Source organism: Streptomyces sp. NPDC014891 (genome assembly GCF_043081085.1).
Lineage (GTDB): Bacteria > Actinomycetota > Actinomycetes > Streptomycetales > Streptomycetaceae > Streptomyces.
In genome coordinates this window covers 440,088-462,735 of the sequence record NZ_JBIBWF010000006.1, presented here as the reverse complement: position 1 = coordinate 462,735, position 22,648 = coordinate 440,088, and the positions used below count along the sequence as shown (strand labels likewise).

The following is a 22,648-nucleotide window of genomic DNA, read 5'->3' as shown; positions in this document are numbered from 1 at the left end:
CGCGGTGGTGGCTTCCGCCGTGACGACCGGCGTGATGAGCGTCCGTCGTCGTTCCGTCGGGACGACCGGCCCTCGTACCCCTCGCGTGACGACCGTGGCGGGGACAACCGCGGTGGTGGCGGGTTCCGTCGTGACGACCGTGGTGGCGACAACCGTGGTGGAGGGTTCCGTCGCGATGATCGTGGTGGCGACAACCGTGGTGGTGGGTTCCGTCGTGACGACCGTGGTGGCGACAACCGCGGTGGTGGCTTCCGCCGTGACGACCGGCGTGATGAGCGTCCGTCGTCGTTCCGTCGGGACGACCGGCCCTCGTACCCCTCGCGTGACGACCGCCGTGACGACAACCGCGGTGGCGGCTTCCGTCGCGACGAGCGTCCCTCTTCCTTCCGTCGGGACGACCGGCCCTCGTACCCGTCGCGTGACGACCGTGGTGGCGACAACCGCGGTGGCGGCTTCCGTCGTGACGACCGGCGTGACGAGCGTCCCTCCTCCTTCCGTCGCGATGACCGTGGCGGCTTCCGCCGCGACGACCGTGGCGGGGACAACCGCAGTGGCGGCGGGTTCCGTCGTGACGACCGTGGCGGCGACAGCCGCGGTGGGTACCGCGGGCGCGACGACCGCGGTGGTTTCGGGCGCCGTGACGACCGCGAGCGCAGCGACCGCGCGCCCATCAAGCGGCTGCCGATCCCCCCGGAGGTCACCGGTGAGGAGATCGACCCGGACGTGCGCCAGGAGCTCATGAGCCTGCCCAAGGGGCTCGCCGAGGACGTCTCGCGCAACCTCGTCATGGTCGCCCAGCTGATCGACGAGGACCCGGAGAAGGCCTACGGATACTCCCGGGTCGCCCTGCGGCTCGCCTCCCGTGTCGCCGCCGTGCGCGAGGCCGCCGGCTTCGCCGCGTACGCCACGCAGAAGTACTCCGAGGCGCTCGCCGAGTTCCGTGCCGCCCGCCGGATGAGCGGCGGCGTGGAGCTGTGGCCCGTCATGGCCGACTGCGAACGCGGACTCAACCGCCCCGAGCGCGCGCTGGCGATGGCCGGTGAGCCCGAGGTGCAGAAGCTGGACAAGGCCGGCCAGGTCGAGATGCGGCTCGTGGCCGCCGGCGCCCGCCGGGACCTCGGCCAGCTCGACGCGGCCATCGTGACGCTGCAGAGCCCCGAGCTCGCCTCCAGCGCCGTCCACCCGTGGACCGCGCGCCTGCGCTACGCCTACGCCGACGCGCTGCTCGCCGCCGGCCGGGAGCGCGAGGCCCGGGAGTGGTTCGCCAAGGCCCTGGAAGCCGACAAGGACGGCTCCACGGACGCCTCGGACCGCCTCGCCGAGATGGACGGCGTCGAGTTCGTCGACGCGTTCGACGAGGACGACGAGATCGAGGCGTCCGTGGAGCGGGGCGAGGCCCTCGACGCCGATGCCGACCTCGATGACGATGAGGACGACAACGACGACAGCGTCGGCGACAAGAGCTGATCCGGTCGGACGGTGAGAAGGGCGGCACCCCTGCGGGTGCCGCCCTTCTCGCGTTCTCCTGGGCCCCTCAGTCCAGCGCCAGGCTCCGCAGGACCAGGCCGGTCGCCGGCTTCGGGCCGAACGAGGTGGACTTGCGGGGCATCGTGACGCCCTGGCGGGCCAGGTCCCGTACGACCTCCTCGCGTACCGGATGCATGAGGACCGCCGTACCGCCGCGGCGCTCCGCCTGCTCCACCGCGGCCTCGGTGTCGTGGATGTACGCGATGTCCTCGGGCGCGTCCGGGATGTGCCAGACGTGCTCCAGGAGCGTCGAGTGCAGGACCGTGGCGTCCAGGGTGCGCCAGGCGTCCGGACGGTCCGTACGGATCGTGCGGTCGAGCAGCGCGGGGTCCGGACGGTCGACGAGGTGGAAGCCGCCGTCGCCGGCCAGGAGGAAGGCGTTGCCCTCGGCGGACGCCTCGGCCAGGGCGTTCATGGCCGTCCGCAGGGGGCCGTCGACCGGGCGCACCCGGAAGGAGCCGTCGAGGGCCCCGAGGGCGTCGGCGAGCGGCAGGCGGTTGAGGAGCCGGTGGATCGCGCGGACCCGGAGCGGGTAGCGGGCGGTGTCGATGAGGAGGACCAGGCCGTAGTTCCAGGGGCCGGGGGAGAGGTGCTCCTCGCGGAGACGCAGATAGGTCGCCCAGCGGTGGTGGCCGTCGGCGATGAGGGCCTGGTGGCGGGCCAGGTCGGTGGAGACGGCGGCCTGCTCGGCCGGGTCGGTCACGGCCCAGAGGCGGTGGTGGAAGCCGTCCTCAGTGGTGGTGGCGAGCAGCGGCGGGCGCTGGACGGTCCGCTCGACGACCTCGTCCGCGCCGTCCCCCTCGCCGACGTACGTGAGGAGCAGCGGCTCCAGGTTGGCCGCGGTGGTCCGCATCAGGGCGGCCCGGTCCTCGACGACGTGCGGCATGACGTCCTCGTGCGGGAGGACGACGCCCTCCGCCGGGGTGGAGAGCTCCAGGGCCCCGATGATGCCGCGCTGCAGGATCCCGTCGCCGTGCTGCTCGTACACGTAGAGCGCGGGCTCCGGGTCCGGGGCGAGGACGCCGTCCGCGAGCCAGCGGTCGAGGGTGACGGCGGCCTTGCGGTGCCGGGTGCCGGCGGTGATCGCCTGCGGGAGGATCAGCCGGACGATGTTGTGGGGATCCGCGGACTCCAGATGGAGGAGTCCGTCAGGTCGTACGACGACGTCGTAGGGCGGGGACGTCACGGCGGCGAGGCTGCCGACCCGTTCGGGGACGTAACGGAGCCCGCGGAACGGCGCCAGGCGCAGGCCGGCTGCGTCGTCGCGGACGTCGTCGGCCGCGTGACCTGAGGTGTTCATCTCGTCATCGTATGTGGCCGGGATGATGAGCGATGATCGGGGGAGCGGGGAACCCACCCGGTGAGGCGAGGAGTGCGCGGTGACGGTGCGGAACGGCCAGGAGCGGCAGGGCGAGGGCAGGCGGCGGCCGGGAGGCAGCGCGGCTCCGCTGAGCGAGGCGTACGACACGGCGCTCCTCGACCTGGACGGGGTCGTCTACGCGGGCGGGGAGGCGGTTCCGCATGCCGTGGAGGCGCTCGGGACCGCCCGGGCCGGCGGGATGCACCTGGCGTACGTCACCAACAACGCGCTGCGGACGCCCGACGCGGTGGCCGAGCACCTCACCGAGCTCGGGGTGCCCGCCGAGGCCGCGGACGTGATCACCTCGGCGCAGGCCGTGGCCCGGCTGATCGCCGACGACGTGCCGTCCGGGTCCCGGGTCCTCGTCATCGGCGGCGAGGGGCTGCGGGTGGCGCTGCGCGAGCGCGGCCTAGTGCCGGTGGACTCGGCGGAGGACGGTCCGGTGGCCGTGGTCCAGGGGTACGGCGGGCCCGAGATGCCGTGGGGGCGGTTCGCCGAGGCGAGCTACGCGGTGGCGCGGGGTCTGCCCTGGTACGCGTCGAACACGGACCTGACGATTCCCGGTGCGCGGGGGATCGGGCCCGGGAACGGGGCGGCGGTGGAGGTCGTACGGATCGCCACCGGCGGCCGGGTCGAGCCGAAGGTCGCGGGGAAGCCGCTGCCGCCGATGCACCGGGAGACGGTGCTGCGGACGGGCGCGCGGCGGCCGCTTGTCGTCGGCGACCGGTTGGACACCGACATCGAGGGCGCGTTCAACGGCGGGGTGGACTCGCTGCTCGTCTTCACCGGGGTGACGGACGCGGCGCAGCTGCTGCGGGCCGTGCCGGAGCACCGGCCGACCTATGTCGCAGCCGATCTGCGGGGGTTGCTGGACGCGCAGCCCGAGGTCGTCGCGGAGGGGGACGGGAGCTTCGTGTGCGGGGACTGGCGGGCTTCCGTGAGCGCGCCGCGCGGGGGCGAGCTGGTGCTCGACGGCCCGGCGGGGGCCGGGGCGGGCCCGGCGGATCCCATGGACGCCGTGCGGGCCCTGTGCGGGGCGGCCTGGTCGGCCGCGGACGCGGGGGACGGCGGGGCGCCGGACGCGGGCAAGGTGCTCGCGCGGCTCGGACTCTGACATCCGACCGGACGAGGAAATTGGGTAGGCTAACCTAACTTCATCGAGGCAGTCGGGTACAGGAGTACGGTCATGGATGGTCGGCAGCAGCGGCTGAGCGCGGAATCGGTCACCCTGGCGTACGAGCAGCGGGTCATCGCCCGCGACCTGTCCGTCGAGATCCCCGACCACTCGTTCACCGTCATCGTCGGACCGAACGCCTGCGGCAAGTCGACCCTGCTCCGCGCGCTGTCCAGGATGCTGAAGCCCAGCGAGGGGCGTGTCCTGCTCGACGGGCAGTCGATCCAGTCGATGCCCGCCAAGAAGGTCGCCAAGACCCTGGGGCTGCTGCCGCAGACCTCCGTGGCGCCCGACGGGATCACCGTCGCCGACCTCGTCGCCCGCGGGCGCTACCCCCACCAGGGGCTGCTGCGGCAGTGGTCGCCGGAGGACGAGCGGATCACCCGGGAGTCCATGGAGGCGACCGGCGTCGCTGAGCTGGCCGAGCGGTACGTGGACGAGCTCTCCGGCGGTCAGCGGCAGCGCGTCTGGATCGCCATGGCGCTCGCCCAGCAGACACCGCTGCTGCTCCTGGACGAGCCGACGACGTACCTCGACATCCAGCACCAGATCGACGTCCTCGACCTCTGCGCCGAGCTGCACGAGACGCAGGGGCGGACGCTCGTCGCCGTCCTCCACGACCTCAACCACGCGGCCCGGTACGCCACCCACCTCATCGCCGTCCGCGACGGCGAGGTGGTCGCCGAGGGGCCGCCGGCCGAGGTGGTGACGGCCGAGCTGGTCGAGCGGGTCTTCGGGCTGCGCTGCCAGGTCATCGCCGACCCCGAGACGGGGACGCCGCTGGTCGTGCCCGCCGGGCGGAAGGCGCGGGTCCCGCGCCCGGCGGAGCCCGTCGCCGGCGGGTGAGTCGCCGGCCCCTCCGGGTGCGCGCGGCGGCCGTGCCGGGTGCGGGCAGGCCGTGCCCGGAGTCGGCCGTTCGTGCCCGGAGCGGGCAAGACACCCCCTAGAGGAGGGAGCGGAGGCGGAGCAGGTCGCGGAAGCCCGCCTCCAGCCTGACCCGGCCCGAGGCCCAGGCCTTCGCGAAGTTCAGGTCCCCGCGCACCATCGACACCAGGTCGTCGCCGGTCATCGCCAGCCGGATCTGCGCCTTGCCCGGAGGCGGGCCCGGCACCGTGGACGCGACCTCGATCCGGCCGTCCGCGAGACGGCCCGTGAACGTGGTGTCCAGGTCGGTGATGTGGCAGCTCAGGGTGCGGTCGAAGGCCGCCGCGCCCCGGACGTCGCCGTCCGCCCGCGCCAGGTTGTCCGAGAGTGTGTCGAGTGCGTCGCGGCACTCCGTGATCGTCGCCATCGCCGTCGACCGTACCCCAGGGGTTCGCGGTAGCGTCGGGACCATGAACGACGCGATGGCCGAGCCCGAGCCCGTGGACGCCCTCCCCGACCCCGGGACCCCGGACGCGCAGGCCCCGCGGGACGGCGCCCCCGAGCCCGCCGCGGCCGCGCCGCTGGAGGTCGTACGGGAGCTCACCGGGCACCCCGGGGTCGACGCCCACCTGGCGCGTCTCGCCGAGGTCGACGACCTCCCGGCGGACGGGCACCCGGAGGTGTACGAGGATGTACACCGTGGACTGCGCGCCGAGCTGACCTCGCTGGACGCGCACCCCGCCCCTCGTCCGCACGACAACAGGAGCTGAACCGAACGTGGCAGGAGTGGCACGCCGCCGTCTCGACGCCGAGCTGGTCCGGCGCAAGCTCGCGCGCTCGCGCGAGCACGCCAGCCAGCTGATCGCCGCGGGCCGGGTGACCGTCGGCAAGACCGTCGCCACCAAGCCCGCCACCCAGGTAGAGACCGCAGCGGCCATCGTCGTCGTCCAGGACGACTCCGACCCCGACTACGTCTCGCGCGGCGGCCACAAGCTGGCCGGGGCCTTCGAGGCCTTCGTCCCGCTCGGGCTGAAGGTCGAGGGCCGGCGCGCCCTCGACGCGGGGGCCTCCACCGGCGGCTTCACCGACGTCCTGCTGCGGGCCGGCGCCGCCCACGTCGTCGCCGTCGACGTCGGCTACGGACAGCTCGCCTGGTCGCTGCAGAGCGACGAGCGGGTCACCGTGAAGGACCGCACGAACGTCAGGGAGCTGACACTCGACGCGATCGACGGCGTGCCCGTCGACCTGGTCGTCGGCGACCTCTCGTTCATCCCGCTCGGCCTCGTGCTGCCGGCCCTCGCGGCCTGCACGGCGCCCGACGCCGACCTCGTCCTGATGGTGAAGCCGCAGTTCGAGGTGGGCAAGGAGCGGCTCGGCACCGGCGGGGTCGTCCGGAGCACGGAACTCCGCGCCGACGCCGTGAAGAACGTCGCCCGGCGCGCCGCCGAGCTCGGCCTGGGTGTCCTGGGCGTCACCGCGAGCCCGCTGCCCGGCCCCTCCGGCAACGTCGAGTACTTTCTGTGGCTGCGGGCCGGGGCGCCCGCGCTGGATCCGGCGGATGTCGACCGCGCCGTGGCGGAAGGACCTCGTTGAGCTCAACGGCAGCAGCACCAGAGACCGCACCCCGTACCGTCTTCCTGCTCGCGCACACCGGCCGGCCGGCCGCCGTGCGCAGCGCCGAACTGGTCGTCCTCGGACTGCTGCGCTGCGGCATCGGCGTCCGCGTCCTGGAGGGCGAGGCGGCGGACCTGCCGCTGCCGCCGTCCGTCGAGAAGGTGAAGGAGGACTGCTCCGACGCGCTCGACGGCTGCGAACTCCTCGTCGTCCTCGGCGGCGACGGCACCCTGCTGCGCGGCGCGGAGTTCTCCCGCGCCTCCGGCGTCCCGATGCTCGGCGTCAACCTCGGCCGCGTCGGCTTCCTCGCGGAGGCCGAGCGGGACGACCTCGACAAGGTCGTCGACCGGGTCGTGACGAAGGCGTACGAGGTCGAGGAGCGGATGACCCTCGACGTCGTCGTGTACGAGAACGGCGACGTCCTGCACCGCGACTGGGCGCTCAACGAGGCGGCCGTCCAGAAGGTGTCCCCCGAACGGATGCTGGAGGTCGTCCTCGCGATCGACGGGCGCCCGGTCACCGGCTTCGGCTGCGACGGCGTGATCTGCGCGACACCCACCGGCTCCACCGCGTACGCCTTCTCGGCGGGCGGCCCGGTCGTCTGGCCCGAGGTCGAGGCCCTGCTCATGGTCCCGATCGGGGCGCACGCCCTCTTCGCCAAGCCGCTCGTCACCACCCCCGAGTCCGTGCTCGCCGTCGAGGTCGAGCCGCACACCCCGCACGGCGTGCTGTGGTGCGACGGGCGGCGGACGGTGGAACTCCCGGCGGGCGCCCGGGTCGAGGTGCGGAGGGGCGCCGTGCCGGTCCGCCTCGCCCGGCTCCACCACGCCTCCTTCACGGACCGGCTCGTGGCGAAGTTCGCCCTGCCCGTGTCCGGGTGGCGCGGCGGGGCCCGCTGACGCGGGGCGCGCCGCACGCGGCTCCGGCCGGCGGCGCGCCCGCCCGCATCCGGTCCCCGGACCGGCCCCGGCGGGGGCGAACGATCGGCACGCCGGAGAGTTACGCCCGGGGGTGATGTCGCATCGCACCCGGGAAACCTCGTATGGTCTGGGGCGTGCTGGAGGAGATGCGGATACGGTCGCTCGGGGTCATCGACGACGCGGTGGTCGAGCTGTCGCCCGGCTTCACCGCGGTGACCGGTGAGACCGGTGCGGGCAAGACCATGGTGGTGACCAGCCTGGGCCTGCTGCTCGGCGGCAGGGCCGATGCGGCCCTGGTGCGGATCGGCGCGGCCTCGGCCGTCGTCGAGGGGCGGATCAGCGTGCCCGCGGGCGCGCCCGCCGCCGTGCGCGCCGAGGAGGCCGGTGCGGAGCTGGAGGACGGGGTGCTGCTCGTCAGCCGCACCGTCTCGGCCGAGGGACGCTCGCGCGCCCACCTGGGCGGGCGCTCCGTGCCCGTCGGGGTGCTCGCCGAACTCGCCGACGAACTCGTCGCCGTCCACGGTCAGACCGACCAGCAGGGCCTGCTCAAGCCGGCCCGGCAGCGCGGGGCGCTCGACCGGTACGCGGGCGAGGCCGTCTCCGCGCCGCTCGCCGCCTACACGGAGGCGTACCGGCGGCTGCGGGCCGTCACCGGAGAACTGGACGAGATCACCACCCGGGCCCGGGAGCGTGCCCAGGAGGCCGATCTGCTGCGCTTCGGGCTCGGCGAGATCGAGGCGGTCGCCCCGCTCGCCGGAGAGGACGTCGAGCTGGCCGCCGAGGCCGAGCGGCTCGGCCACGCCGAGGCCCTGGCCTCCGCCGCCGCGCTCGCGCACGCCGCGCTCGCGGGCGTTCCCGAGGACCCCGAGTCCGTCGACGCCACGACCCTGGTCGCGGGCGCGGGCCGGGCCCTGGAGGCCGTACGGGCGCACGACCCGGCGCTCGCCGCGCTCGCCGACCGGATGGGGGAGATCTCCATCCTCCTCGGCGACGTGGCCACCGAGCTCGCCGGATACGCCGACAACCTGGACGCCGACCCGCTGCGGCTCGCCGCCGTCGAGGAGCGGCGTGCGGCGCTCGTGCAGCTGACGCGGAAGTACGGCGAGGACATCGCCACGGTCCTCGCCTGGGCTGAGGAGAGCGCGGGCCGGCTCGGCGAGCTGGACGGCGACGACGACCGCATCGGGGAACTCACGGCCGAACGCGACCGGCTCCGCGACGAGCTGTCGGTGCTCGCGCAGCGGCTGACCGACGCGCGCACGGAGGCCGCCGACCGGTTCGCCGACGCCGTCACCGCCGAACTCGCCTCGCTCGCCATGCCCCACGCGCGCGTGTCCTTCGACATCCGGCAGACCGAGGACGCCGACGGCGTCGAGGTCGGCGGCCGCCGGGTCGCCTACGGCCCCTCCGGCGCCGACGAGGTCGAGCTGCTGCTCGCGCCGCACCCCGGGGCGCCGCCGCGGCCGATCGCCAAGGGCGCGTCCGGCGGCGAGCTGTCCCGGGTGATGCTGGCGGTGGAGGTCGTCTTCGCCGGGGTCGACCCGGTGCCCACGTACCTCTTCGACGAGGTCGACGCCGGCGTGGGCGGCAAGGCGGCGGTCGAGATCGGCCGCCGGCTCGCCAAGCTCGCCAGGACCGCGCAGGTCGTGGTCGTCACCCACCTGCCCCAGGTCGCGGCGTTCGCCGACCGTCAGCTGCTCGTCGAGAAGACCAACGACGGGTCCGTGACCCGGTCCGGCGTCACCGTCCTGGAGGGCGAGGAGCGCGTACGGGAGCTGTCCCGGATGCTCGCCGGCCAGGAGGACTCCGAGACGGCCAGGGCCCACGCGGAGGAACTGCTGGCCACCGCCCGCGCGGACGGCTGACCCCGCCCGGAGGCGACCGGGCGCCGGGGCGGCCGGGCGCCCGGCGCGGGCCGCCCGGCGCCGGGACGGGCGCGGGCCGCCGGCGCCCCGGTGCGGCCCGCGCACACCTGGGGGCGCGCGGTGTCGAGCGTGCGCTCCCTCAAGTGGGTGAACCCGTGGATCGGGTGCCGGGGCCGTACGCCTCCCGTACAGGGGAACGACGCCACTTCGGTGCCGGAACGTGCGTACGGTCGGTGGCACGGGCTGGCATTCTTGGGCGCGTGACACAGCTCCGTACGGTCCAAGTGCTGGGCGGCGGCGGCGCGGGAAGCAGCGCTCACGTCCGATCACTCGCCTCGGGGCTGGTGGCGAGGGGCGTGCGGGTGACCGTGTGCGCCCCGGCCGAACTCGACCGCGTCTACGACTACCTGGGGGCCGGCGCGCACTTCGTGCCGCTGCCCCGCCTCGGCGACCCCGCGACCGTCGCCGCGCTCCGCGACGCCTGCATCGGCGCCGACGTCGTCCACGCACACGGTCTCGAGGCCTCCGTGCGGGCCGCGCTCGCCCTCTCCGGCGGCGGGGACCGCGCCCCGCTCGTGACCACCTGGGACAGCCGCCCCCGGGCCCGCGGGGCCGCGCAGAACGGAATGCTCCGGCTGCTGGAGCGGCGGACCGTGCGGGCCGCGACCGTCGTCCTCGGCACCTCCTCCGAACTCGTCGACCGGGCCCGTCGGCGCGGGGCACGGGACGCCCGGCTCGCGCCCGTCACCGTCCCGCCCGCACGAGGGCCCGTCTGCCTCCACGACGGCAAGGCCCGCGCCGAACTGGGCGCCGTCGAGAGGCCGTTGATCATGGCGGTCGGAGCGCTGGAACGGGGCCGCGGCTACCGGACGCTGCTCGCCGCGGCCCGGTCGTGGCGGGACCTGGACCCGCAGCCGCTGCTCGTCGTCGCGGGGGAGGGCCGTGAACGGGCCGCCCTCCAGCGGCAGATCGCGGCCGAGGACCTGCCCGTACGCCTGATCGGCCGGCGCGAGGACGTCGCCGAGCTGCTCGCAGCGGCCGATGTCGCCGTCCTGCCCTCGCGGTGGGAGGCCCGGTCCCTGCTCGCCCAGGAGGCGCTGCGGCTCGGCGTGCCGCTGGTCGCCACGGCCGTCGGCGGAGTGCCCGAACTCGTCGGCGACGCGGCCGAGCTGGTGCCCTACGGGGACGCCGAGGCGCTCGCCGGGGCCGTGCGGGGACTCCTCGAGGACGTGGAGCGGCGGATGGACCTCGCGGCGGCCGGACGGGTGCAGGCCCGGACCTGGCCCACGGAGGACGAGACGGTGGCCCACGTGCTGAGCGTGTACGACGAACTGGCGGGGCGGTAGGCGCCCGCCCCTCCCACCGGGGAACGGGCGCGCGTCCTACGGCGTGTGGCGGCGGGCCCTCAGGGCCAGGGACAGGGCCAGCACGGTCTGGGGGTCGTCCAGGTCCGTGCCCAGGAGCTCGGAGATGCGGGCCAGCCGGTTGTACAGGGTCTGCCGGTTGAGGTGGAGCTCGCGGGCCGTCTCCGCCTTGCGGCCCGCGTGCGCCAGATACGTCTCCAGCGTCGGCAGCAGCGGCGGGCGGGAGGTGCGGTCATGGTCGCGCAGCGGGCCGATCGCCCGGTCGACGAAGGCCGCGAGGACCGTGTCCCCGTGGAAGTGGAGCCGCCACAGCAGCAGGTCGATGTCCAGGCGCCGGGCGTCGTACCAGGGCCGGTCCGAGAGGCCCTGGGCGGCCGTCGCCGTCTCCGCCGCGTGCCGCAGCCCCGCGGACGCCGCCGCCCAGCTGCCGGCGACGCCCACCACGACGACCGGCGGATGCACCCCGGCGCGTTCGAGGCCGGCGCGCTCCACGCCCGCGCGCAGCGCCGCCGCGACCCGGTCCGCCACCGCCGTGCGCTCCGACTCCGAACGCAGGCCCAGCAGGAGCGGCACCCGGCCCTCGACCGGGCGGACGCCCAGCAGGACCGGCACGCCGACGGAGGACAGCTCCTCCAGGACCGCGCGGGCCAGCAGGGCCCAGTTCCCGGAGGGCGACAGCTCGGACGCCAGGCGCATCACCACCGGCAGGAGCGGCCCGTCGCCCGGCTTGAAGCCGAGGACCCGCGCCTGCGCCGGCGCGTCCTCCGCCGTGATCCTGCCCTCCGCCAGATCCGTCAGGAAGTCGCCCCGGCCGCGCGCCGCCAGCTCCTCCTCCTGACGCGCCTGCATGAGCACGACCGCGAGGAGGCCCGCCGCCCGCTCCGCCGCCATCCGGTGGACGGGGGAGAGGGCGCCGGACACGGACAGCAGGACGAGGCGCGCCCGTACCGACGCCGTCCCCGGACCGCCGCCCGGCACGTCCACCAGGACCGTGCCGCTGGGCGGGCCGGACTCGCGGGCCGCCCGCCCGCCGCGCAGCCCGTCCCAGACCTGGAGCGGGTCGGCGGGCCCCGACTCGGTGCCCGCCGCGTACAGCAGCTGGCCGTCGGCGGTCTCCAGGAAGACGGGGTTGGCGGCGAAGTCCGACAGGATGCGCAGGACCTGCGGGATGCCGCCGCCGCCCAGCAGCGCCTCCGTGCACTGCCGGTGGACCTCCTCGGCCTGCCGCAGCAGCGCGTAGTGGCCGTTGACGATCTCGGTGTGGATCTCCTCCGTCACCGCCACGAAGGGGACCTCGCGGTGCAGCTGCACCAGGGGCAGGCCGGCGGCCCGCGCGGCCTCCACTATGGTCGCGGGGAGGCGGGCGAAGCGCGGCCCCAGCTCCACCACGAGCGCGGCGATGCCCCGGTCGGCGAGCCGCCGCACGAAGGCACGCTGCTCGGCGGGCCGGGTGCCCAGCCCGAGGCCGGTGGTCAGCAGCAGCTCACCGCCCTTGAGGAGCGACGCGATGTTCGGCACCTCGCCCGCGTGCACCCAGCGCACCGTGCGGTGCAGCCGGTCCGCGCCGGCGATCACCTCCGGGAGCCCGCTGCGCAGCCCGGGGAGTTCGAGCGCCCGCTGCACGGTGATCCCGCCCTGATTGTCCATGGGGCCGGACGCTACCCGCGTCCGTGGGCCGACGACATCACCCCACGGTCACGGGAACCGGACGGTTCGTCCACGCAGGCGACAACTCGTCCAGTCGCGGAGGCACTTGCCCGACCACCTGCCGACTGTGTCCTGCGTCACCCCGGCCGCTCAGCCGGCCGGGACGATGTTCTGGTTGAAGCGGAACACGTTCTCCGGGTCGTAGACGGCCTTCACGGCGGCCAGCCGGCGGTAGTTCTCCTCGCCGAAGGAGGAGACCACCCGGTGCTCACCCTCGGCGCCGACGAAGTTCAGGTAGACGGAGTCGATCGCCCAGGGCCGGGCGTCGGCCCGGACGTCCCGCACCCACTGGATCTCCGCCTCGTCCATCGCAGGGTCCTCCCAGGTCGCGAACGGGTGCACGGCCCAGGGCGCGACGCGCCAGGGCTGCGGGTAGGAGTCCGCCCCGGCCGCCACCGCGCCGCCCTGCATGAACAGCACGTGCTGGGTCGCCGCGGGCAGCGGAATCCCCGCGCCCCGGTCGCAGAACACGTCCACGGCCTCGTCCGGGAGGGAGGTGAGGTACTCGGCCGACCAGTAGTTCCGCAGCCCCGGCGGGTCGTCGAGCATGGACTGCAGCTCCGCGTACGGCAGGTCCGCCACGATCTCGATCACGGGCCTGAGGCCGAACAGCGCGGACGACAGCTCCCGTACCTCCTCGACCGGGCCCGCGTACGTCAGCAGGGTCCCGCACAGCAGCCGGCCGACCAGCTCCAGGCGGCACGAACGGCTCCGGCGGCGCCGGCAGGTAGATCGCCCCGCCGCCCACCTCGTCCGGGGCGCTCTCCGCGATGTCCCGGAAGGCGCGCACGACCTCCGGCGCGTCGTCCGGCAGGAAGAACAGCATCACGATGCTCATCCGGGGCAGCTCGTGCAGCCGCAGCGTCAGCGAGGTCGCCACCCCGAAGTTCCCGCCGCCGCCGTGCAGCGCCCAGAACAGGTCCGGGTGCTCCTCGGCGTCCGTGTGGACGTGCCGGCCCTCGGCCGTGATCAGGTCGACGGCCAGCAGGTTGTCGCTGGCCAGCCCGAACTTCCGCTCCAGCCAGCCGGATCCGCCGCCCAGCGTGAAGCCGCCGATCCCGGTGGTGGACACCCGCCCGCCGGTGGTCGCCAGGTGGAAGGGCTGGCAGGCGTGGTCCATCTGCCCCATCGTCGTCCCGCCGCCGACGCGGACGGTCATGTCCTCGGGATCCACCACGACCGTGTGCATCCGCCGCAGGTCGACCACGAGCGAGCCGTCGATCACCGACGTGCCGGCGACGCTGTGGCCGCCGCCGCGGACCGCGATCGGGAGCTCGCACGAGCGGCCGAAGAGGACGGCGTTCGACACGTCCGCCTGGCTCTCGCACTGGGCGATCACCGAGGGTCGGTGGTCGATCATGCCGTTGTGGAGGGCGCGCGCCTCGCCGTAGCCCGGGTCACCGGGGACGATCACGTCGCCCGCCAGGTCCTCGACGAGGCCGGACAGCGCGCTCTCGGAGATGTGGGGGCCCATGGGAACCCCCCTTCCGTGCGGGGGGACCGGACCCTTTCATCGTAGGTCCGGGGCCCCTCCCGCGCGTGCCGGAGTGAGCCCCTCCGGCACGCCCGGTCCGCGGGCGGACGCCGGCTCAGCCGCCGTAGGCCCCGCTCGCGGTCAGCCGCAGCGCGGTGTCGATCAGCGGCACGTGGCTGAAGGCCTGCGGGAAGTTGCCGACCTGCCGCTGGAGGCGCGGGTCCCACTCCTCGGCGAGCAGCCCCAGGTCGTTCCGGAGGGCCAGCAGCCGCTCGAAGAGCGAGCGGGCCTCGTCCACCCGGCCGATCATCGCCAGGTCGTCGGCCAGCCAGAACGAGCAGGCGAGGAACGCGCCCTCGTCGCCCTCCAGGCCGTCGACGCCCGCCTCCTCGCCGGAGGTGGGGTAGCGGAGGACGAAACCGTCCTCCGTGGACAGCTCGCGCTGGATCGCCTCGATCGTGCCGATGACCCGCTTGTCGTCCGGCGGCAGGAAGCCCATCTGCGGGATCAGCAGGAGCGAGGCGTCCAGCTCCTTGGAGCCGTACGACTGCGTGAAGGTGTTCCGCTCCGGGTCGTAGCCCTTCTCGCAGACGTCCCGGTGGATGTCGTCGCGCAGGGCGTGCCAGCGCTCCAGCGGGCCGTCGGCGTCCCCGGACTCGATGAGCTTGATCGTGCGGTCCACGGCCACCCAGGCCATCACCTTGGAGTGGACGAAGTGCCGGCGCGGGCCGCGGACCTCCCAGATGCCCTCGTCGGGCTGGTCCCAGTGCTTCTCCAGGTAGTTGATCAGCTTGATCTGGAGCAGCGAGGCGTAGTCGTTGCGGGACAGGCCCGTCATGTGGGCGAGGTGGAGGGCCTCGGTGACCTCGCCGTAGACGTCCAGCTGGAGCTGGTTGGCGGCGCCGTTGCCGACCCGGACCGGGCCGGAGTTCTCGTAGCCGGGGAGCCAGTCGAGCTCCGCCTCGCCGAGCTCCCGCTCGCCGGCGATCCCGTACATGATCTGCAGGTTCTCCGGGTCGCCGGCGACCGCGCGGAGCAGCCAGTCCCGCCAGGCGCGGGCCTCCTCGCGGTAGCCGGTGCGCAGCATCGAGGACAGGGTGATGGCCGCGTCGCGCAGCCAGGTGTAGCGGTAGTCCCAGTTGCGGACGCCGCCGATCTCCTCGGGCAGCGAGGTGGTCGGCGCGGCCACGATCCCGCCGGTCGGCGCGTACGTCAGCGCCTTCAGGGTGATCAGGGAGCGGATCACGGCCTCCCGGTAGGGGCCGTGATAGGTGCAGTGGTCCACCCACTCGCGCCAGAAGTCGGCGGTCGCCTCCAGGGAGCCCTCGGGGTCCGGCAGGGCCGGCGGCTCCTTGTGGGAGGGCTGCCAGGACAGCGTGAACGTGATCCGGTCGCCCGGGTTCACGGTGAAGTCGGAGTACGTCGTGAGGTCCTTGCCGTGCGTCTCGGCGTCGGTGTCCAGCCACACCGAGTCGGGTCCGGCGACGGCCACCGTGCGCTCCCCGACCTTGTGGACCCAGGGCACGATCCGGCCGTAGCTGAAGCGCATGCGCAGCGAGGAGCGCATCCGGACCCGGCCGGAGACGCCCTCGACGATGCGGATCAGCTGCGGTGCCCCGTCGCGCGGCGGCATGAAGTCGGTCACCCGGACCGTGCCGCGCGGGGTGTCCCACTCGGACTCCAGGATCAGCGAGTCGCCGCGGTAGCGGCGCCGGTCGGCGGGGGCCGGTTCGGCGTCGGCGGGCCCTGCCGGTCCCACCCGCCAGAAGCCGTGCTCCTCGGTCCCCAACAGCCCGGCGAAGATCGCATGGGAGTCGAATCGGGGGAGACACAGCCAGTCGACGCTGCCGTCCCGGCAGACCAGGGCAGCGGTCTGCATGTCTCCGATGAGTGCGTAATCCTCGATGCGCCCGGCCACGTGCTTCACTCCAGTCGAACGGCCACGTTCGCCCCGCGGGGCGCTTGCTCAGATGCGCCGGCTGGTTGTCAGCCGGATCTGCGTGTGTCAGCGGTCAAGGGATCTTCGACGAGCTCTTGGTCCGGATGACGGGCGGGGTGGTGCCGCTGGCCGGCCGGCTCGGCGGGCTGTGTCCGAGCAGGATACGTCGCACTCCAGGGACCCGGTGATCACGTCGGTGACGACGTTGCTCCGATCAGGTGAACGAGTCCGGTTCGTCTGGTGAAGGTCCGCCGTCCGTGACAGGCGGACCCGGGGGAGCGCCGGCCGGCGGGCCCGGCGGCCGTGCGGTGCGTCGCAGGTGAGTGACGTGGCGACTCCTCCCTTCCGGCTCGGCGGGAGGTCCCTCCCCCCCACCCGGTGAGGGTGTTTCCCCCACCCTCCGGGAGACTCCGCATGCCCTCGCGTCGCGGTCCGTGAACACCCGACTCCCGCGTGTGGCCGGAAGCGGTCTCCCGATGTCGCTGATACCCTGGTACCCCGTGGACCGGTGGGAAACGGCGACAGCCGAGGACCCCGAAACCGCAGCGACGGCACCCCCCGATTCTTCCGGAGGGGACGCCGGTACGCACCTCCAGAACGCGACCACGGGAGCCCCCTCTTGGCGATGCCGCCCAAAACCACGACGACCAAGCACATCTTCGTCACCGGGGGTGTCGCCTCCAGCCTCGGCAAGGGCCTGACCGCCTCCAGCCTGGGTGCGCTCCTCAAGGCCCGGGGCCTGCGGGTCACGATGCAGAAGCTCGACCCGTACCTGAACGTCGACCCGGGCACGATGAACCCGTTCCAGCACGGAGAGGTCTTCGTCACCAACGACGGGGCCGAGACGGACCTGGACATCGGCCACTACGAGCGCTTCCTCGACGTGGACCTCGACGGCTCGGCCAACGTCACCACCGGCCAGGTCTACTCCCAGGTCATCGCCAAGGAGCGGCGCGGCGAGTACCTCGGTGACACCGTGCAGGTCATCCCGCACATCACCAACGAGATCAAGTCCCGGATCCGCCGCATGGCGACCGACGACGTCGACGTGGTCATCACCGAGGTCGGCGGCACGGTCGGCGACATCGAGTCGCTGCCGTTCCTGGAGACCGTCCGCCAGGTCCGCCACGAGGTCGGCCGCGACAACGTCTTCGTCGTGCACATCTCGCTGCTGCCCTACATCGGCCCCTCCGGCGAGCTGAAGACCAAGCCGACCCAGCACTCGGTCGCCGCGCTCCGCAACATCGGCATCCAGCCCGACGCGATCGTGCTGCGCGCCGACCGCGAGGTCCCGACCTCCATCAAGCGCAAGATCTCGCTGATGTGCGACGTCGACGAGGCCGCGGTCGTCGCCGCGATCGACGCCAAGTCGATCTACGACATCCCCAAGGTCCTGCACACCGAGGGCCTGGACGCGTACGTCGTCCGCAAGCTCGACCTGCCGTTCCGCGACGTGGACTGGTCGACCTGGGACGACCTGCTCGACCGCGTCCACAACCCCGACCACGAGGTCACCGTCGCGCTGGTCGGCAAGTACATCGACCTGCCCGACGCGTACCTCTCGGTCACCGAGGCCATGCGGGCCGGCGGCTTCGCGAACAAGGCCCGCGTCAAGGTCAAGTGGGTGACCTCCGACGACTGCAAGACCCCGGCCGACGCCAGGAAGCAGCTCGGCGACGTCGACGCGATCCTCATCCCCGGCGGCTTCGGCGACCGCGGCGTGAGCGGCAAGGTCGGCGCGATCCAGTACGCCCGCGAGAACAAGGTGCCGCTCCTCGGCATCTGCCTCGGCCTCCAGTGCATCGTCATCGAGGCGGCCCGGAACCTGGCCGACATCCCCGAGGCCAACTCCACCGAGTTCGACCCGGCCACCGCGCACCCCGTCGTCTCGACGATGGAGGAGCAGCTCGCGTTCGTCGAGGGCGCGGGCGACCTGGGCGGCACGATGCGTCTGGGCCTGTACCCGGCGAAGCTCGCCGAGGGCTCGATCGTCCGCGAGGTCTACGACGACCAGCCGTACGTCGACGAGCGGCACCGTCACCGCTACGAGGTCAACAACGCCTACCGCGCGGAGCTGGAGAAGAAGGCCGGCCTGGTCTTCTCCGGCACCTCCCCGGACAACAAGCTCGTCGAGTACGTCGAGTACCCGCGCGAGATCCACCCCTACCTGGTCGCCACCCAGGCGCACCCGGAGCTGCGGTCGCGCCCGACGCGTCCGCACCCGCTCTTCGCCGGTCTGGTGAAGGCGGCCGTGGAGCGCAAGACGGGCAAGCCGGCGCAGTAGTCGTCGCGCGTTAACGTTGCCGGGGTACGGGTCCTGACGGATCCGTACCCCGGTTTTTCGTGGTTTTCGTGTTTTCGTGTGCGGTTCGTGGGAGGACGCAGATGGAGTTGCAGGACACCCCGGAGGAGTGGCGGGTCGTCGCGACGACGACCCCGTTCCAGGGAAACAAGACGAGTGTCCGCACGGACGACGTGGTCATGCCGGACGGGACGGTCGCGCGCCGCGACTACCAGGTGCACCCCGGCTCGGTGGCCGTCCTGGCCCTCGACGACCAGGACCGGGTCCTGCTGCTCAAGCAGTACCGGCACCCGGTGCGGCAGAAGCTCTGGGAGATCCCGGCGGGGCTCCTCGACGTGCCCGGCGAGAACCCGCTGCACGCGGCGCAGCGGGAGCTGTACGAGGAGGCGCACGTCAAGGCCGAGGACTGGCGGGTCCTGACGGACGTCTACACGACGCCGGGCGGCTGCGACGAGGCCGTACGGATCTTCCTCGCGCGCGGGCTCTCCGAGGCGGAGGGGGAGCGGTACGCGGTCTCCGAGGAGGAGGCGGACATGGAGCTGGCGCGGGTGCCGCTGGACGAGCTGGTGTGGGGGGTGCTGGCGGGGGAGCTGCACAACAACTGCCTGGTGGTGGGCGTGTTGTCGCTGGCCGCGGCGCGGGCGTCGAGCGGCGGCGTGGCGGCGCTCCGGGCGGCGGACGCGGGGTGGCCGGCGCGACCGTTCGTGGCGTAGGGGCCCGGAGCGGCGCCTGTGCGGGCGGGGGGCTGGGCCGGGGTCTTGACCGGCCGAGCCTGTTCCCCCGCCGTGGGGGCGGCGGGCGCGGTCCGTCGTGGCGGGCGTGGGTTCGGGGGGTGGGCAAAGGGTTGGTGTGAAGATCCGCTGATCCGATCGGGGGACGTGTTGGTCGTGCTCCGCCAGGTCCCGCACGTGCCCTGAACTACGCTCGGGATCGCCCGTGCGGAGCCCCCCGCGGGATCGGCTCGTGCGCAGGTGGACGGGAGCGTGGCCCGTGACGGATCAGGCGGTGGCGGCGGCCGGCAGCCGGCAGTTCTTCGGCCGGCAGCGGGAGCTGAAGGCCCTGCGCGCCGACATCGAGCGGACCGGCCTCGACACCCTCACCGGCCGCAAGGCCCCCCGCGCCCGCGTGCTCCTCGTCGCCGGCAAGCCCGGCTCCGGACGGACCGCGCTCGCCGAGGAACTCGCCGCCGGACTCTCCGACCGGTACCCCGACGGGATCTTCCGCGCCCGGCTCACCGAGCCCGGCGGCGACCCCGTCCCCACCGCCCGCGTCGCGCAGGAGCTCCTCGCCGTCCTCGGCGTCGCCGAGCCCCCGGGCGCCGCCGAGGACGAGCTGACCGAGCTGGTCCGCGCGGCGCTCGGCGAGCGCCGCGCCGTGCTGGTCCTCGACGACGCCGTGGACGCCGAGCAGGCGGACCCGCTGATCCCCGACAACCCCGACTCCCTGGTGATCGGCGTCGCCCGAGGACCGCTCACCGGCATCCCGGACGTGCGCCCCTGCACCCTGGGCGGCCTCGACCCCAAGTCGGCCATCGAACTGCTCACCGCCTTCACCGGCTCCGTGCGCGTCACGGTCGATCCGCAGGCCGCCGAGACCCTCGTCGAGGAGTGCGGCGGGCTGCCCTCGGCGGTCGTGCTCGCCGGGGGCTGGCTCTCCTCCCGTCCCAAGGCCTCCGTCGCCGACCTCGCCAAGCGGCTCCGCGCCCTCTCCGGCGACCCGCTGACCCGGGCCTTCCTGCTCGTGCACGAGGGGCTGCCCGCGACCGCCGCCCGGATACTGCGATTCCTCTGCCTGGCCCCGCTCGGCCGGGCCGACGCCCACACGGCCTCCGCGCTGGCCGGCTGCTCCGTCTCGGCCGCGGCGACCACCCTCGCCGACTTCGCCGCCCTGGGGCTCCTCGAAGGCGGCGAGGACGGGCAGTACCAGGTCCCCGGCCACCTCGTCCCCCTCCTTCGCGCCCAGCTGGAGGAGCGCGACCGGCCCGCCGAGGTGCAGCTCGCCCGGGCCCGGATGCTGGAGCGGACCGTACGGCTCCTCCAGTCCTGCCGTGCGGTCACCGAACCCGAGGGCTCGCCGGCCCGCCGGAAACTGGCCGGCCTGCCGCGCGCCCTGCGCTTCCCCCACACCGCCGCCGCGGCACAGTGGCTGGACTCCCGGCAGGCCTTCCTGCTGGCCGCCGCCCGGCTCGCCGTCGCCGACGGGGAGCTCGACACGCTCGCCCGCCGACTGGTCGCCTCGCTGGTCCGGGCGCTGGCCGCGCACCGGGGCGCCGAGGCGGCCGCACCCCAGCTGTACGGGCTCCACCAGCTGGTCCTCGACGTGGCCGAGCGGCGCGGGCTGCACCGGGAGCGGGCCGCGGCCCTGCTGAACCTGGCCGACCTCGACGCCCGCACCGGTCGGACGAAGGAGGCTCTGCTGCGATATCGGTCGGCTTTGGATGCCGGACGCGCAGCAAATGACCCGTACGCGACCGGTCGGGCAATGGAATCCGTAGGTGGCTCGTATCAGGAGCTGGGGGACTGGCAGCGGGCCGGCGACTGGTACGGGCGGGCGCTCGCGCAGCGTCTCGCCCGGGACGAGCGGGCCGATCAGGCCAGGCTGTACGGCCGCCTCGGCGCCGTGCACACCTATGCGGGCCGGTACGGCGAGGCCCTGCGGAACTGGCGGGCCGCCGCCGCGGGTCACCGGAGGCTCGACGATCTGCCGGGCTACGCGCGGGCGTTGAGCGAGGCGGCCAGGGTCCAGGAGTACGCCGGCCGCCCCGAGGAGTCCCTCCGGACCTGCGAGGACGCCGTCGAGTGGGCCCGGCGTGCCCAGGACACCCGGCTCCAGGCCGCGCTCCAGCTCCGGCTCGCCGACACCCTCGACCGGCTCGGCGACCCCGCCGCCGCCCGGCTGCACCGTGCCGCAGCGGAGAGACTGCTGGAAACGGAACGATCAGCCTACGAAATCCGCAGTGGGTCCATCGAAGATTAGTACTTTGAAAGGCTAGACAGCGGGAACTCCTTCATTAGACTGGGTGCGCCGCGTTCGAACGTGGTCTGCCCCGGTGCGCCGCAGTGCATCCGGGTATGTATCGCAGTGCCCCATGTATCCCCCATGATTCAAGGACCGTGATCGACGATGAAGGTCGGCATCCCCCGCGAGGTCAAGAACAACGAGTTCCGCGTGGCCATCACCCCTGCGGGTGTCCACGAGCTCGTCCGCCACGGCCACCAGGTCTTCATCGAGCAGAACGCCGGTGTCGGCTCCTCGATCACGGACGAGGAGTACGTCGCCGCCGGCGCCGAGATCCTCCCCACCGCCGACGAGGTCTGGGCCACCGCCGACCTGCTGCTCAAGGTCAAGGAGCCCATCGCGGAGGAGTACCACCGCCTCCGCAAGGACCAGACGCTCTTCACCTACCTGCACCTCGCCGCCTCCAAGGAGTGCACGGACGCGCTCCTGGCGTCCGGCACCACCGCCATCGCGTACGAGACCGTCGAGACCGCCAACCGCGCGCTCCCGCTGCTCGCCCCGATGTCCGAGGTCGCGGGCCGCCTGGCCCCGCAGGTCGGCGCCTACCACCTGATGCGCTCGGTCGGCGGCCGCGGCGTGCTCCCCGGCGGTGTCCCCGGCACCCACGCGGGCGAGGCGGTCGTCATCGGCGGCGGCGTCTCCGGCTGGAACGCCACCCAGATCGCCGTCGGCATGGGCTTCCACGTGACCCTGCTCGACCGCGACATCAACAAGCTCCGCGAGGCCGACAAGATCTTCGGCACCAAGGTGAAGACCGTCGTCTCCAACGCCTACGAGCTGGAGAAGGCCGTCATCGAGGCCGACCTCGTCATCGGCGCCGTCCTCATCCCGGGCGCCAAGGCCCCGAAGCTGGTCACCAACGAGCTCGTCGCCAAGATGAAGCCCGGAAGTGTCCTTGTCGACATTGCGATCGACCAGGGCGGCTGCTTCGAGGACTCCCACGCGACCACCCACGCCGAGCCGACCTTCCAGGTCCACAACTCGGTCTTCTACTGCGTCGCCAACATGCCGGGCGCGGTCCCGAACACCTCCACCTACGCCCTCACCAACGCCACGCTGCCCTACATCGTGTCGCTGGCGAACAACGGCTGGGTCGGGGCGCTGCGCCGCGACGCCGCCCTCGGTCTGGGCCTCAACACCCATGACGGCAAGGTGGTTTACAAGGAGGTCGCCGAGGCGCACGGGCTCGAGCACGTCGAGCTGAGCACCCTCCTGGCCTGACCCCCGCGGCACCGCCGTCAACGCGTGCCGTCAATGCCGCACCCCCGGCCGGACCTTGTTCGACAAGGTCCGGCCGGACGCGTCTCGGCACCCGGAGGAACGTTCGGGCAACTCGCCTCGAACGTAACCCTTTAACCGTTTCGCGCACCCCTGAAACGTGCGGATGCATGCCTGCGCACCCTTGACAGAGAGGTGTTCGGTTGCCGACACATCGGGCCGGGTCCGGCGGATTGTGTTGCTGCGGAGCGGTGACACGCCATAGAGTCGCCAACCGTCGGCATGGTGCCACGCTGACCTAT

Annotated in this window: 16 protein-coding genes and 2 pseudogenes; 13 read left to right on the top strand and 5 right to left on the bottom strand. The window is 73.6% G+C overall.

Annotated features, from left to right (window positions below; all coding sequences use genetic code 11):
- Together ACF09E_RS20540 and ACF09E_RS20535 are read left to right on the top strand one after the other, a co-directional pair.
- Positions 1–742 (top strand): annotated as a pseudogene (locus ACF09E_RS20540) (hypothetical protein); the annotation flags it as partial.
- A complete protein-coding gene (locus ACF09E_RS20535; protein ID WP_392206425.1) occupies positions 679–1,467 on the top strand; it encodes a hypothetical protein in 789 nt (262 codons plus the stop codon). The pseudogene ACF09E_RS20540 and the gene ACF09E_RS20535, both read left to right, overlap by 64 nt.
- Positions 1,468–1,534: 67 nt before the next feature.
- Here ACF09E_RS20535 and ACF09E_RS20530 read toward each other — a convergent pair whose 3' ends face one another.
- The gene (locus ACF09E_RS20530; protein WP_392206407.1) at positions 1,535–2,827 is read right to left on the bottom strand and encodes a DUF1015 domain-containing protein; all 1,293 of its coding nucleotides are present in this window, start codon (positions 2,825–2,827) and stop codon (positions 1,535–1,537) included.
- Between the two features lie 79 nt (positions 2,828–2,906).
- Between ACF09E_RS20530 and ACF09E_RS20525 the strand changes: the two genes are divergently transcribed.
- Both ACF09E_RS20525 and ACF09E_RS20520 read left to right on the top strand, forming a co-directional pair.
- A complete protein-coding gene (locus tag ACF09E_RS20525) occupies positions 2,907–4,001 on the top strand; it encodes an HAD hydrolase-like protein (protein WP_392206406.1) in 1,095 nt (364 codons plus the stop codon).
- 72 nt (positions 4,002–4,073) lie between these two features.
- On the top strand, positions 4,074–4,907 hold the full coding sequence (locus tag ACF09E_RS20520; protein WP_388804193.1) for an ABC transporter ATP-binding protein: 834 nt from the start codon (positions 4,074–4,076) through the stop codon (positions 4,905–4,907).
- Positions 4,908–5,004: 97 nt separating this feature from the next.
- On the opposite strand, the gene ACF09E_RS20515 is transcribed toward ACF09E_RS20520, so the two are convergent.
- Positions 5,005–5,352 carry an SCP2 sterol-binding domain-containing protein gene (locus ACF09E_RS20515; RefSeq protein WP_361861558.1) on the bottom strand — a complete coding sequence of 116 codons (348 nt, stop codon included), beginning with the start codon at positions 5,350–5,352 and terminating at the stop codon, positions 5,005–5,007.
- A 43-nt stretch (positions 5,353–5,395) separates the two neighbouring features.
- Between ACF09E_RS20515 and ACF09E_RS20510 the strand changes: the two genes are divergently transcribed.
- The 5 genes from ACF09E_RS20510 to ACF09E_RS20490 all read left to right on the top strand — a co-directional run bounded on the left by ACF09E_RS20510 (position 5,396) and on the right by ACF09E_RS20490 (position 10,670).
- Positions 5,396–5,695 (top strand): hypothetical protein, encoded by a 300-nt coding sequence (locus ACF09E_RS20510; protein WP_392206405.1) that lies wholly within the window; start codon positions 5,396–5,398, stop codon positions 5,693–5,695.
- 7 nt (positions 5,696–5,702) lie between these two features.
- Positions 5,703–6,518 (top strand): TlyA family RNA methyltransferase, encoded by an 816-nt coding sequence (locus tag ACF09E_RS20505; RefSeq protein ID WP_030315644.1) that lies wholly within the window; start codon positions 5,703–5,705, stop codon positions 6,516–6,518.
- The gene (locus ACF09E_RS20500) at positions 6,515–7,438 is read left to right on the top strand and encodes an NAD kinase (RefSeq protein ID WP_361861551.1); all 924 of its coding nucleotides are present in this window, start codon (positions 6,515–6,517) and stop codon (positions 7,436–7,438) included. The genes ACF09E_RS20505 and ACF09E_RS20500 overlap by 4 nt, the downstream gene beginning before the upstream one ends.
- Positions 7,439–7,581: 143 nt before the next feature.
- A complete protein-coding gene (gene recN / locus ACF09E_RS20495; protein WP_392206404.1) occupies positions 7,582–9,324 on the top strand; it encodes a DNA repair protein RecN in 1,743 nt (580 codons plus the stop codon).
- A 260-nt stretch (positions 9,325–9,584) separates the two neighbouring features.
- Positions 9,585–10,670, top strand: a complete 1,086-nt coding sequence (locus tag ACF09E_RS20490; protein ID WP_392206403.1) for a glycosyltransferase family 4 protein — start codon at positions 9,585–9,587, stop codon at positions 10,668–10,670.
- Between the two features lie 36 nt (positions 10,671–10,706).
- Here ACF09E_RS20490 and ACF09E_RS20485 read toward each other — a convergent pair whose 3' ends face one another.
- The 3 genes and pseudogenes from ACF09E_RS20485 to ACF09E_RS20475 all read right to left on the bottom strand — a co-directional run bounded on the left by ACF09E_RS20485 (position 10,707) and on the right by ACF09E_RS20475 (position 15,787).
- Positions 10,707–12,335 (bottom strand): PucR family transcriptional regulator, encoded by a 1,629-nt coding sequence (locus tag ACF09E_RS20485; protein WP_361856033.1) that lies wholly within the window; start codon positions 12,333–12,335, stop codon positions 10,707–10,709.
- Positions 12,336–12,485: 150 nt separating this feature from the next.
- Positions 12,486–13,869 (bottom strand): annotated as a pseudogene (locus ACF09E_RS20480) (FAD-binding oxidoreductase).
- Between the two features lie 115 nt (positions 13,870–13,984).
- Positions 13,985–15,787 (bottom strand): glycoside hydrolase family 15 protein, encoded by a 1,803-nt coding sequence (locus tag ACF09E_RS20475; RefSeq protein WP_148005071.1) that lies wholly within the window; start codon positions 15,785–15,787, stop codon positions 13,985–13,987.
- A 646-nt stretch (positions 15,788–16,433) separates the two neighbouring features.
- On the opposite strand from ACF09E_RS20475, the gene ACF09E_RS20470 reads away from it, so the two are divergent.
- The 4 genes from ACF09E_RS20470 to ald all read left to right on the top strand — a co-directional run bounded on the left by ACF09E_RS20470 (position 16,434) and on the right by ald (position 22,349).
- Positions 16,434–18,092 (top strand): CTP synthase, encoded by a 1,659-nt coding sequence (locus ACF09E_RS20470; RefSeq protein ID WP_361856040.1) that lies wholly within the window; start codon positions 16,434–16,436, stop codon positions 18,090–18,092.
- Positions 18,093–18,193: 101 nt separating this feature from the next.
- A complete protein-coding gene (locus tag ACF09E_RS20465) occupies positions 18,194–18,823 on the top strand; it encodes an NUDIX domain-containing protein (protein WP_392206402.1) in 630 nt (209 codons plus the stop codon).
- Positions 18,824–19,100: 277 nt separating this feature from the next.
- Entirely contained in the window at positions 19,101–21,086 is a 1,986-nt protein-coding gene (locus ACF09E_RS20460; RefSeq protein WP_392206401.1) for a tetratricopeptide repeat protein, read from the top strand.
- 147 nt (positions 21,087–21,233) lie between these two features.
- Entirely contained in the window at positions 21,234–22,349 is a 1,116-nt protein-coding gene (gene ald / locus ACF09E_RS20455; RefSeq protein ID WP_392206400.1) for an alanine dehydrogenase, read from the top strand.
- Positions 22,350–22,648 lie beyond the last annotated feature (299 nt).